This is a genomic window from Antiquaquibacter oligotrophicus, assembly GCF_020535405.1.
Classification (GTDB): domain Bacteria; phylum Actinomycetota; class Actinomycetes; order Actinomycetales; family Microbacteriaceae; genus Rhodoglobus; species Rhodoglobus oligotrophicus.
On the sequence record NZ_CP085036.1, the window covers coordinates 2420529 to 2432392 of the forward strand.

Here is an 11864-nt window from a genome sequence, read left to right on the forward strand (position 1 = left end):
GGTAGACAGAGGTATACATGAATTCGGTGACGAAGGACGCACGAAAGGCGGCCGCACGAGTGGGTCTTTCCTCGGACGAGATCATCATCAACGGCGGCAAGCCGCTCCGTGGTCGTGTCGACGTGCGTGGGGCCAAGAACCTCGCCACGAAGGCGATGGTCGCGGCCCTCCTCGCCGACACCCCGAGTCACCTGCAAGACGTGCCCGACATCAGCGATGTTGGCGTTGTCACCGGGATGCTCGGTGCCTACGGTGTCACGGTCACGAAGGTCGGCGAGGGCGAGTTGATCCTCGACCCCTCCAACGTGCTCAAAGCACACTTCGCCCAGATTGACGCGCTCGCAGGCTCCAGCCGCATCCCCATCCTGTTCTGCGGACCTCTTCTCCACCGTCTCGGTGAGGCGCTCATCCCCGACCTCGGCGGCTGCCGCATCGGCGACCGCCCCATCGACTTCCACATGGACGCGTTGCGCGCGTTCGGTGCGATCGTCGACAAGAGCTATGAGGGCATCCGCCTCACCGCTCCGAACGGTCTCAAGGGCGCCAACATCGAGCTTCCGTACCCGAGTGTCGGCGCGACCGAGCAGGTGCTCCTCACCGCGGTCCTCGCCGAGGGTGTCACCGAGCTCAAGAATGCGGCCATCGAGCCCGAGATCATGGACCTCATCGCGATCCTGCAGAAGATGGGCGCGATCATCAACGTCGAGCCCAACCGCGTGATCTTCATCGAGGGTGTCGACAAGCTGCAGGGGTACACACACCGCGCACTCTTCGACCGGAACGAGGCCGCGAGCTGGGCATCCGCCGCTCTGGCCACGGGGGGCGACATCTTTGTCGCCGGCGCGAAGCAGCAGGAGCTCATGACGTTCCTCAACATCTACCGCAAGGTGGGTGGAGCCTTCGACATCCAGGAGGACGGCATCCGGTTCTGGCACCCGGGTGGAACCCTCAAGCCCGTTGTTGTCGAAACCGACGTGCACCCCGGATTCATGACCGACTGGCAGCAGCCCCTCATCGTCGCGCTCACGCAGGCCGAGGGTCGCAGCGTCGTTCACGAGACCGTGTACGAGAACCGTTTCGGGTTCACGGACGCGCTCATCGAGATGGGTGCCGACATCGTTGTGCACAAGGACGGTCTGGAGTCGGTCACGCGCCGCGTTCCGCGTCGCCCGCTGGAGCAGGCCGCCGTCATCATCGGTCCGACCCCGCTCAAGGGTGCGGATGTCGAGATCCCCGACCTGCGCGGTGGCTTCAGCCACCTCATCGCGGCGCTCACCGCGGAAGGCCAGTCCCGCGTGACAAACATCGGCATCATCAGTCGTGGGTACGAGCACTTCATCGACAAGCTCTCGGACCTCGGAGCCGACTTCATCTACGAGGGCTGAGCGTGGCGGGTACGACTCGGAGCGAGAAGACCGTCGGATGGCGGCTCCTCTCGTTCATAGTCATCCCTTTCCTGCTGCTTGTCGGGCGGTACCGCTTTCGCAACGTGGACAAGCTTCCGGCTGGTGCGTTCATTCTCGCGCCCAACCACTACTCAAACTTCGACCCGCTCGTGACTGCCTACGCGCTCTGGCGGGCCGGGCGCGTGCCGCGTTTTCTCGCGAAGGCGAGCCTGTTCAGGGTTCCGGTTCTGGGGGCAATTCTTCGCGCCACGGGCCAGATTCCCGTGGAGCGGGCCGGAACCACGGCGGGAGCAGATCCGCTCGCGGCGGCGTCCCGGCTCGTGGATGACGGTCTCGCGGTGATCGTGTATCCGGAGGGCACCCTCACGCGTGACCCGCAGATGTGGCCGATGAGGGGCAGGTTCGGTGCGGTGCGTCTGTCGTTGGAGCACGGCATCCCGATAGTTCCGTGTGCCCACTGGGGTGTGCAGGAGATCCTGCCGCGCTATTCGAAGAAGCTCAGCATCTTCCCTCGTAAGAACGTGGATGTGATCTTCGGTGAGCCGGTCGACCTGTCGCCTTGGCAGGACAAGCCGAAGACGGGCGCGACGTATGCCGCGGCGACTACCGCGGTCATGCAGTCGATCACGAAGCTTCTCGAGGAGCTTCGCGGCGAGAGGGCGCCCCTCGAGCGCTGGGATCCGGCGGAGCACGGTCAGACCGAGTTCGGCCGGCTCGAAAACTAGGCCTGCTTCGCGACCGGCTGCCGCAGGAGTGTCCGCAGCTTCGATGGCTCGACTTTGCGGAAGTCGCTGAAGTAGATCTCGTGGTGAGTTCCGGTCATCGCAAGCCCGTTGGCGGGGATGAAGTCGTCGTGCATGGTCGCGAGGATGCCCGCCTCGTCGTCGAACGATCCGACGTGCAGCGTCTGAACACAGAGCCCCTCGTCGAGTGACTCCAGTCGGACCAGGTCGAGTGAGGTCGGAGGGGTTTTCGCCCCGGCGGCGGTGATCGCGGCATCCACCATCTCCTGGGAGATCCACTCCGGGGTCATGATCATGAGCGTCCAGTTCCAGCGCGACTTGTCGCGTGCGCTCGTGAAAGCGCTCAGGTCGGGGGACCACCACAGGCCTTCGAGTGGGGGCACAACGTAGTCGCGTTCCAGCTCCCGTTTGCTTGCGAACTTGAGTTTGTAGGCAACCGGATACAACGCCGTGATGGCGTCCGCGAAGGCGGGAGACGTGTTGGGGTCCCCGTGACCGTCAACCATGAGGTACTGCATCGTCGGCACCTCGAGAATACGGAACTGCCCCCGCCGACCCTCATAGGCGCCGAGTGTCTTCTTGAAGTCGATTGTGGAGGATGTCGCTGCCGGGGCCATGCTCGATTCTACCAGAGACTAGAACGTATGTTCTAGTGGTTTCCGGCCTTTTCGCGAACCGAACGGACTCGATGCCCGGCGGTACCGGCCCAGCGCGCCCCCATGCCGCACAATGGTCGAGTGCCACAGAACGCCGTGACCCCTGCCCGTCGTGTCGCCGTTCTCGGTGCCGGATCGTGGGGGACCACCTTCTCGAAGATCCTCGCCGACGGGGGAGCGGATGTCGCGATCTGGGCCCGCCGTTCGGAGCTCGCCCGCGAGATCACCCAATCCCACCGCAACAGCGACTACCTGCCAGGCATCAACCTCCCGCGCAACCTGTGGGCCACATCACGACTTCCGGAAGCGCTTGACGGTGCGGAGCAGGTCTACCTTTCGGTGCCGTCCCAGTCGCTGCGTGAGAACCTCCGCATCGTGCGCGACCTCATTCCGCAGTCCGCAATCGTCGTGTCGCTCATGAAGGGTGTCGAAAAGGGTACGGGGGCACGCATGAGTGAGGTGATTCGCCAGGAGCTCGGGTTCGGCCCAGAGCGGGTGGCCGTGGCATCCGGCCCCAATCTCGCGCTCGAGATCGCGAAGGAACAACCCACCGCAGCCGTCATCTCGTCGGAGGAGATCGAGACCGCCACCACGGTCGCCATGACCGCCACCAACCCGTACTTCCGCAGCTTCGTCAACACGGATGTCATCGGCACCGAGTTCGGCGGAGTGCTCAAGAACCTCGTGGCCGTGGCGATCGGCATCGTCGACGGTGTCGGCTACGGCGAAAACACTAAGGCATCCATCATCACGCGCGGGCTCGCCGAGATGACCGACTTCGCGGTCGCCTACGGTGCCAAGGCCGAGACACTCGCGGGCCTCGCTGGCCTCGGCGACCTCATCGCCACGTGCGAGTCGAGCCTCAGTCGCAACAACACGGCGGGCAGGCTCCTCGGTCAGGGGTACAGCTACTCCGAGGTCATCGCGCAGATGAACCAAACCGCGGAAGGGCTCTCCTCCGTCGCACCCGTGCTGGAACTCGCGCTCGCGAAGGGTGTACAGATGCCCATTGTGAGTCAGGTCGCCGAAGTGCTTGCCGGTACTCTGGCACCGCGGGACATCGCACCGCACCTCACCACCGACGAACTGCCGCAGGGAGAGTAGCGTGACCACACTGACCGTCGCCCTCCTGTTCGGCGGCCGGTCATCCGAGCATGAGATCAGCTGCTCGACGGCCTCCGGTGTGCTTTCGGCCATCGACCGCAGCAAGTACAACGTCATCGCGATCGGTATCACCAAGTCCGGTGCCGTGACCCTCCAGCCGGACGACGCCGCCATGTTCGCGATGAACCCCGACGCCATGCCCGTCGTTCCCGACAACGGCACCCGAGTGCATTGGCCGGAGTCGTCGACAACCCGCGAGCTGACGGTGACGGATGCCTCGGGTGTTACTCGCTCGCTCGGTGACGTCGATGTGGTGTTCCCCATCCTGCACGGGCCCTTTGGGGAGGACGGCACGGTGCAGGGGCTCCTGGAACTGGTCGGACTCCCGTACGTCGGCAACGGCGTGCTCGCGTCCGCCCTCGGTATGGACAAGCACTTCGCCAAAACCGCCCTGGAGGGGGCGGGCGTCGCGGTAGCTCCGTGGGTCACGGTAAGTCCCTACGGCTGGCAGCAGGAGCGCGACAGGATCACAGCGGACATCCGCGAGCTCGGGTTGCCGCTCTTCGTCAAGCCAGCGCGTGCCGGATCGTCGGTCGGGGTGAGCAAGGTGACGTCGCTCGACGAACTCGACGCCGCACTGACGGTGGCGTTCGCGGAAGATTCGCGCGCCCTCGTCGAGGCGGCGATCAGCGGTCGCGAGGTCGAGTGCGGCGTGCTTTCGGGGCGGGGCGGTGAGCCGCCGCGTGTGAGTGTCGCCGGCGAGATCATCATGCACGGTCGCGACTTCTACGACTTCGAGGCTAAGTACATCGACCCGGATGCCGCAGAACTTGTGTGCCCGGCATCCCTCGAACCGGATGAGCTCGCGCAGATGCAGCGCATCGCCGCGCGCGCCTTCGACGCAATCGGGGGGTCTGGGCTCGCGCGGGTCGACTTCTTCTTCACCGGCACCGAGTTCATCGTCAACGAGCTCAACACCATGCCGGGATTCACACCCATCTCGATGTACCCCAAGTGCTGGCAGGCGAGCGGCCTCAGCTACACGGAACTCATCGACGAGCTCATCCAGCTCGGCCTGGAGGCCGTGCGCTAGCGCGCCCGTGTTGCGCGGGGTTGGTTTCGAGACGCTCGCTGCGCGAGCTCCTCAACCGGCAGCTAGGCCGCGAGGCGCTAGCCCGCGTCCTCGAGGGCCACACACTCGCCAGAGGCCGGCAGCCTGCCCACGGCGGGTGCCAGTGCGGTGAGCACGTCCAGCCCGGATGCCACCTCCGAGTCGACGATCACTTCGACGGCGGGTTCGCGGCCGTAGCTCGTGAAGACGTAGTCGGGGGCATCCGTGTCATCCCGCAGCCAGTCGATTCCCTCGACGGTCACACACGGCAGTTCGGCGGTGGGGGCCGGCGACGGCACACCGCAGCGGACGATGACGGCGGTCGGCTCGCCCCACGCTCCCGTGGCTTGAGCATTGGTCTCGCGTGCCGTGAGATCGTCGACACTGTCGGGCAGCCGAACGCTCACTTCGGCGCACAGGGGGTCGGCGGCGTCCGCGGCAGGCTCCAACGCAACGGTCGGCGCGCAGCCAGCGAGGAGCAGCACGAGGGCGCCGAGGGGGAGCAGGAGTCTCATCCCCTTCAGGCTAGCGTGGTCGCATGACCACTCTCGGCGCCCTCGGTGAGTCCGCCGTTCTCGCCCGAATCTTCCCCAGGCTGCCTCAGGCAGACGCGCAGCTTGTGGGCCCGGGTGACGATGCCGCCGTGATCGCGGCGCCGGACGGCCGCTATGTCGTGACGACGGACATGATGATTCACGGCCCCGACTTCCGTCTCGCGTGGTCGAGCCCGAGGGATCTCGGGTGGAAGGCGGCAGCATCCAATCTCGCCGACGTAGCCGCGATGGGGGCGGTGCCGTCCGCGCTCGTGGTCGCGCTGGCAGCCCCCGCCGACACGTCGATCGACTTCTTGGAGGCGTTCGCCGACGGACTCCGCGACGGCTGTGCCGAACTCTCGCCGGGTGCGGGTGTCGTCGGCGGTGACCTTTCCGTGTCCGACGTGTTGACCATCGCGGTGACAGCTTTCGGAGACCTCGAGGGTCGGCAGCCCGTGCTGCGTTCCGGTGCACACCCCGGCGACGTTGTTGGGCTGGCCGGGGTGCCGGGGCTCGCGGCGGAGGGGCTCCGCCTGTTGTTCGAGCACGGGGTCTCAGATGGTGTGCCGGATGCCTCGGCCGCAGCACGAGTAGCTGCCGAGCATCCCGTTCCGGTTGCCGCCCAGCTGAGGCCGCGGCCGCCGATCTCGAGCGGCAGGGACGCGGCGATGGCGGGCGCGACGGCGATGCTCGACACGAGCGATGGTCTCGCGATCGATGCTGCACGCATCGCGAGCGCGAGCGGTGTCAGGCTCGATGTGCGCGGGTTGTCACGTGAGGAGTTCCTCGGTGGTGAGGACCACTGTCTTCTGGCTACGTTCCCCTCGGATGCGCAAATTCCGGAGGGATTCCGCGTGATCGGGAGTGTTGCGGAGGGCTCTGGGCTGTCACTCGACGGTGTGACCGTCGGCGGTGACGGGTGGGACCCGTACCGTGGCTGGAACGGCGGCGCTGGCTAGTCGGCTTCGGCCACGAGCCAGTAGATCGCGGTGTCTCCGTAGTTTTTGCGACGCTCCCACTCGAGTCCGTCGGGCAGTTCGGGTTCGTCGCTGCGCACGCTGCGTTCGACGACCACGACGGCATCGGGGCTCAGCCGCGGGGCGAGCGCCGCGAGGTTGCGTTCGAGTTCCGCGGTGGACAGCTCATACGGGGGGTCGAGAAACACGAGGTCCCAGAACGTCCGCGCCTCGTCGAGAAAGGCTTGGACGGACTGGGAGGACGTCGCGACCTCGGGCTTTCCGGGCCCACGAGCTTGGCGCAGCACGATGGCTGCGTTGTGTTTGGCGGTCGTGATCGAGCGATCGACGAGTGTTGCGTGGGCGGCCCCTCGGGATACGGCTTCGAGTCCGAGCGCTCCGGACCCGGCGTAAAGGTCGAGGACTCGCATCCCGCTCACTGCGTCACGCGCCTCGAGTGCGGAGAAAAGGGCTTCGCGCACGCGATCACTTGTCGGTCTGGTTCCGCTCCCGGGAACCTTGAGCGCGAGAGATCCGGCGAAGCCGGCGATGATGCGCGTCATGCTCCCAGGCTATCGAGGTGTGCGCGATGGGCGTGCTGTCGGGCTTCGCGGGTAACCTCGACGCGTGGATTCACCGCTCGATGCCAAGCTCGCTTCCGTCTTGGGCGGACGCACGGCATCGGCGTTCGAGCGCGGCCTCGGCCTGACCACGGTCGGCGACCTCCTCAGCCACTACCCGCGGCGATACGCGAAGCGCGGTGAGTTGACCGCACTCACCGAACTGCCGCTCGATACGAACGTGACGATCGTCGCCGAGGTCGTGAAGGCGGTCTCCCGTTCGATGCAGGCCAGGCGCGGGTCGATCCTCGAGGTGACTATTTCTGATGGCACGGGAATCCTCACTCTCACGTTCTTTAACCAGAAGTGGCGCGAGAACGAACTGAAGCCGGGCGTTCGCGGCATCTTCGCGGGCAAGGTTGGCGCGTACCGGGGCAATCGTCAGCTGGCGCATCCGGACTACGAACTCTTCGACGAGGATGCCGACCCTGCCGCCGTGCAGAAGTGGGCCGAACTGCCGATCCCGATCTACCCGGCAACGTCGACGGTGGCGAGCTGGCAGATCCAGAAGGCGGTGGCTATCGTCCTCGATTCCCTCGGTGAACTCGAGGACCCGATTCCACAGGGGCTTCGCACCGAGCGGAAACTTGTGTCGTTCCGCCGGGCGCTCGATCTCGTCCACCGGCCGACCAAGGACTCGGACTGGGGTGTCGCCCGGGCCACGCTGCGGTTTCAGGAGGCGTTTGTTCTGCAGGCGGCCCTCCTTCGCCAGCGTGAGCGACTGCGCGAGACGGCCGCGACGAGCCGTGAACCGGGTGACTTGCTGGCGACGTTCGACGCGGAACTCCCGTTCGAGCTCACGGGGGATCAGCGCGCGGTTGGCGAGGAGGTCTCGAAAGATCTCGCTGCCGAGGTGCCCATGAATCGACTCATCCAGGGCGAGGTCGGCTCGGGTAAGACCCTTGTGGCGCTTCGGGCCATGCTCGCCGTCGCCGAATCCGGTGGACAGTCCGCGCTGCTGGCACCCACCGAGGTTCTCGCCCACCAGCACCTGAGGTCGATCGTTCGCACACTCGGCCCGGACCGCGCGGCAGCCCTACGGCCGACCATCCTCACCGGGCAACTGACGGCGGCGGAGCGACGCAAGGCGCTGCTGGCGATCGTGTCGGGATCAGCGAGGATCGTCGTCGGCACCCACGCCTTGCTGGGGGATGCCGTTACTTTCTTCGATCTCGGACTCGTCGTCGTCGACGAGCAGCACCGTTTCGGTGTCGAGCAACGCGAAGCGCTTCGCGTGAAGGCGGAGCGACCGCCGCACGTGCTGGTCCTCACGGCAACACCGATCCCTCGAACGGTCGCCATGACGGTGTTCGGTGATCTCGACGTCTCCACCATTCGTGAGCTGCCCGCCGGTCGACAGCCGATCACGTCGCACGTTGTTCCCCTCGCTGAGCGTCCGGGGTGGATGGGCCGCGTGTGGGAGCGGCTGAGCGAGGAACTCGAGAAGGGCCACCAGGGTTTTGTCGTGTGTCCGGCGATCGATTCGACTCACAGTGAGCCGGCGGATGCCGAACCCGATGCACTGGAGGGGGCAGCCTCTGGGCGCGCTGCGACGGTAACCGAGACCCTCGCAGCGTTGCGCGCCGACCCGCTCTTCGCGGGTCGGCGGATCGAGGTCCTTCACGGGCGTCTCTCCAGCGACGATAAGGACTCGCTGATGAGGGCGTTCGCGGCCGGGGACATCGACGTGCTCGTCTCCACGACCGTCATCGAGGTCGGTGTCGACGTTCCGAACGCTTCCGCGATGGTGGTGCTGGACGCCGATCGGTTCGGGGTGTCGCAGTTACACCAGCTTCGCGGTCGTGTCGGTCGTGGTTCCGTTCCCGGACTGTGTTTGCTCGTGACGGGGGCGGAGGAGGGCAGCGTCGCGCGCGAGCGAGTGGAGGCCGTGGCATCCACCCTCGATGGTTTCGAGCTGGCGGGGAAGGACCTCGAGCTGCGCCAGGAGGGCGACGTGCTCGGCAGCACCCAGTCGGGAGGGCGCTCGAGTTTGAGACTCGTGCGGGTCACGCGCGACGGCGATCTCATTGCCGAAGCGAGGGAGCTGGCTGCCGGTGTGCTCGCCGCGGATCCGCGGCTCGATCAACACCCTGCCTTGCGTGATGCTCTCGACAGACGGCTCGACGCGGAGGCTGAGGCGTACCTGGCGAAGAACTGAGCATCCGCGGACATTTACCGTCATTGTCACGAATCGGTAACACCGACCGGCTATCGTGAGGGACATGAGCAGGATCGCCGTTGTTCCTGGGTCCTTCGACCCGATCACCCTCGGACACCTCGATGTGATCGAACGGGCGGCGAATCTCTTCGACGAGATTCACGTTCTCGTTGTTCACAATCCCGACAAGACTGCGCTCCTTCCGATTGCCCAACGGGTCTCGCTCATTCACGAAGCGATCGTGGAGGCTGGGCTCCCCGAGAACATCGCCGTCACGAGCTGGAGCGTCGGACTTCTCGTCGACTACTGCCGCGATGTCGGAGCGACGGTACTGGTCAAGGGAATCCGATCGGAAGTCGACGTCGCGTACGAAACTCCGATGGCGATCGTCAACCGCAACCTCGCGGGAGTCGAAACCGTCTTCCTCCTTCCCAACCCAGAGCATTCGCACGTGTCGAGCTCGCTCGTCCGGCAGGTGTCCGCACTCGGTGGGGACGTTTCGCCCTACGTGCCTCCCGTGGTTGCGCGGTTCCTCCAGACTCCGGGCGACGTGGACTAGCGTTCACGCCCGAACGGGGTACAGATGCACGGGGCCGCGCTGCCCTAGGGTGGTGGGACTGAACTTGCGAGGCCGCGACAGTGGCCTCGCATTCGTGCATTAACGAGACTTGCGCCATGCCGTGGGGGTAAACGACATGACCGATACGCCGACGCCGCCCGTTGGCGCCCCGTTTGCTACCGGTTCCACACCTCCACCACCCACAAGTCCCGGGTGGGCGGGGGCGGCCACAGCGATCCATGGCCTGCAGCAGATCGCGCGCCCCATGCTGATGTCGCTTTCGCCTGCGGACTTCGGAACGATCGCCATCGATCTGCGGCACCAGGAGTACGTGTGGTCGGTGCCACTCGACCAGTTCCCTGCGGAGCCTTCGGATGTCGCGGTCGCGACCTACCCCATCGCGGGCGACGATCCCGGACTCGCAGGGCCGACCCTCGGCCTCGACCCGTTGCTGTGGCTCATCGGATTGCACGCGTTCCGCGGGGGCCGGGCATCCTGGCTCCGACCCGGTGACAAGTACCGCCTCAAATGGTGGCCAGAGTTAGATCTACTGACGGCCACCGACGATCAGCTCCACATCGTGAAGACTCTCGCCCAGGCGCTTATGACGGTCGAGAAGACGGCGCAGCGCGCTCGCCGACCCGTCGAGGAGGTTCAGCAGGTGGTCAACGCCCTCAGCCTCATGAGCGCCCTGCGACGTATTGAGGGGAAGGGTGGGTCACCGGTGCTCCCACCGATGGCGGGTGTCGTGGAGGCCCAACCGACCCGCATTCGGGGCAGGCACGTGCGTCGAGGGGGCTGACGCTAGCGCTTCTTTTGCTCCTTCGGGGGCAGTTCCCGCAGTTGGGAGTAGGCAACCGCGAGCCAGTCACTCAGCTCATCCCGCGGCCAGTCCACCGGAAAGCCGACGTACTCGCGCAACGGTTCTCCACCGGGGCCGAACGCGACGGTTCCCGGAGTGGATCGCGCTTCACGCAAGAGATCTTCGTCGAGGAGTTTGACCCCGACGACGTTTCCGAGCAGCCCAGCGAACATGTGGCCGTTCACGAATGCTCCGAGGTTTGCGAACATGGGGCGGACAGAGGCCTCGGCGAAGTCGCCGACCAGTTCGCGAAAGCGTTCTTTGGCCTCGTCGCTCGGCCGCGGCATCTTCATGCCGTCAGGTTACTTCTCGCCGGGGACGCCGCGGGTTAGCCCATAAGTGTTCGCAGAGAGGCGATGTACGCGCCCGGCGTCATCCCGACCGCGTCGCGAAAGTCATTGATGAGGTGCGCCTGATCGCTGTAGCCGAGCTTGGCGGCCGCGGCTGTTGGGGACTCGTCAGACGAAAGTAAGCGGACGACGTCTTGCAGTCGCAGCCACCGGGCCACCCATTTCGGTCCTTGGCCGAGGGTGGCGCGCAGGGCTCGTTGAATCGAACGCTCGCTTGTGGCAAATCGGGCGGCCAGCTCGGCGACAGAAGGTCCGTCCTGCCCGATCGCGGCAACCACGTCGTTCGCCAGTCGGCCCACGCGTGAAATGGGTCGCTCGCCGAGCATCTCGAGGATCAATGAATCTGCGGCGTCTGCTCGTTCCCGAGGTGAGCCGTTTGGCAAGGTCGAGAGGAGAGAGTGCGAGCGTGAGTCGAGCGCCTCGGTGACGGGCAGCGTCGAGTTCATGATCGCGAGTGGCACGAGGTCGGTGAGGACGGCGAGCCCAGCGGGGCGAAGTCGGATGGCGAAAACCTCGCCTGCTCCCTGAATCGTTCTCTCCCACGCCCTGTCGTAGACGCCGGTCAGCACAAACGGGGCGGGCACGGCGCCGCGCTCGAGAGTCAATGTCACGGAAGGTGAGGCGATGATCTTCTGACGGATCGGCTCGTCGAGGCTCCAGTTCACATGCCAGTACTGATCGACCACGTCGGCCACCGCCGGATGTGGATCGATCCAACCCGCGCTGTAGCGGGCGAGGTTGCGCGGATGCAGCACGCCGTTGCGCTCACCAGGATCGATCCGGCGACCCATTCCCACACCTCTCGT

13 protein-coding genes are annotated in these 11864 nt (G+C 65.9%); 8 read left to right on the top strand and 5 right to left on the bottom strand.

Annotated elements, in window-relative coordinates; translation table 11 throughout:
* Positions 1 to 17 precede the first annotated feature (17 nt).
* Positions 18 to 1385 carry a UDP-N-acetylglucosamine 1-carboxyvinyltransferase gene (gene murA, locus LH407_RS11755; protein ID WP_322133800.1) on the top strand — a complete coding sequence of 456 codons (1368 nt, stop codon included), beginning with the start codon at positions 18 to 20 and terminating at the stop codon, positions 1383 to 1385.
* 2 nt (positions 1386 to 1387) lie between these two features.
* Entirely contained in the window at positions 1388 to 2131 is a 744-nt protein-coding gene (locus LH407_RS11760; RefSeq protein WP_322133799.1) for a lysophospholipid acyltransferase family protein, read from the top strand.
* Here LH407_RS11760 and LH407_RS11765 read toward each other — a convergent pair.
* Positions 2128 to 2766 carry a GyrI-like domain-containing protein gene (locus LH407_RS11765; protein WP_322133798.1) on the bottom strand — a complete coding sequence of 213 codons (639 nt, stop codon included), beginning with the start codon at positions 2764 to 2766 and terminating at the stop codon, positions 2128 to 2130. The genes LH407_RS11760 and LH407_RS11765 overlap by 4 nt on opposite strands.
* 102 nt (positions 2767 to 2868) lie before the next feature.
* Between LH407_RS11765 and LH407_RS11770 the strand changes: the two genes are divergently transcribed.
* Positions 2869 to 3909 (top strand): NAD(P)H-dependent glycerol-3-phosphate dehydrogenase, encoded by a 1041-nt coding sequence (locus LH407_RS11770; protein ID WP_407650572.1) that lies wholly within the window; start codon positions 2869 to 2871, stop codon positions 3907 to 3909.
* A gap of 1 nt (position 3910) precedes the next feature.
* Positions 3911 to 5002 carry a D-alanine--D-alanine ligase family protein gene (locus LH407_RS11775; protein ID WP_322133796.1) on the top strand — a complete coding sequence of 364 codons (1092 nt, stop codon included), beginning with the start codon at positions 3911 to 3913 and terminating at the stop codon, positions 5000 to 5002.
* Between the two features lie 77 nt (positions 5003 to 5079).
* On the opposite strand, the gene LH407_RS11780 is transcribed toward LH407_RS11775, so the two are convergent.
* Positions 5080 to 5535 (bottom strand): DUF3515 family protein, encoded by a 456-nt coding sequence (locus tag LH407_RS11780; protein ID WP_322133795.1) that lies wholly within the window; start codon positions 5533 to 5535, stop codon positions 5080 to 5082.
* Between the two features lie 23 nt (positions 5536 to 5558).
* On the opposite strand from LH407_RS11780, the gene thiL reads away from it, so the two are divergent.
* A complete protein-coding gene (gene thiL, locus LH407_RS11785) occupies positions 5559 to 6512 on the top strand; it encodes a thiamine-phosphate kinase (protein WP_322133794.1) in 954 nt (317 codons plus the stop codon).
* Here the strand turns inward: thiL and rsmD are convergent.
* Positions 6509 to 7072: a 16S rRNA (guanine(966)-N(2))-methyltransferase RsmD gene (gene rsmD / locus LH407_RS11790; RefSeq protein WP_322133793.1), complete on the bottom strand. Its 564-nt coding sequence runs from the start codon at positions 7070 to 7072 to the stop codon at positions 6509 to 6511. The genes thiL and rsmD overlap by 4 nt on opposite strands.
* Positions 7073 to 7136: 64 nt before the next feature.
* Here rsmD and LH407_RS11795 point away from each other — a divergent pair, with 64 nt between their 5' ends.
* The 3 genes from LH407_RS11795 to LH407_RS11805 all read left to right on the top strand — a co-directional run bounded on the left by LH407_RS11795 (position 7137) and on the right by LH407_RS11805 (position 10648).
* Positions 7137 to 9287, top strand: a complete 2151-nt coding sequence (locus LH407_RS11795; RefSeq protein ID WP_322133792.1) for an ATP-dependent DNA helicase RecG — start codon at positions 7137 to 7139, stop codon at positions 9285 to 9287.
* Positions 9288 to 9351: 64 nt separating this feature from the next.
* Positions 9352 to 9846, top strand: a complete 495-nt coding sequence (gene coaD, locus LH407_RS11800) for a pantetheine-phosphate adenylyltransferase (RefSeq protein ID WP_322133791.1) — start codon at positions 9352 to 9354, stop codon at positions 9844 to 9846.
* A 136-nt stretch (positions 9847 to 9982) separates the two neighbouring features.
* Positions 9983 to 10648 (top strand): hypothetical protein, encoded by a 666-nt coding sequence (locus tag LH407_RS11805; protein ID WP_322133790.1) that lies wholly within the window; start codon positions 9983 to 9985, stop codon positions 10646 to 10648.
* A 2-nt stretch (positions 10649 to 10650) separates the two neighbouring features.
* Here the strand turns inward: LH407_RS11805 and LH407_RS11810 are convergent, their stop codons facing one another.
* Together LH407_RS11810 and LH407_RS11815 are read right to left on the bottom strand one after the other, a co-directional pair.
* Complete coding sequence (locus LH407_RS11810; protein ID WP_322133789.1) at positions 10651 to 11001, bottom strand: TfoX/Sxy family protein; 351 nt, start codon at positions 10999 to 11001, stop codon at positions 10651 to 10653.
* Positions 11002 to 11036: 35 nt separating this feature from the next.
* The gene (locus LH407_RS11815; protein ID WP_322133788.1) at positions 11037 to 11849 is read right to left on the bottom strand and encodes a helix-turn-helix domain-containing protein; all 813 of its coding nucleotides are present in this window, start codon (positions 11847 to 11849) and stop codon (positions 11037 to 11039) included.
* Positions 11850 to 11864: the final 15 nt, after the last annotated feature.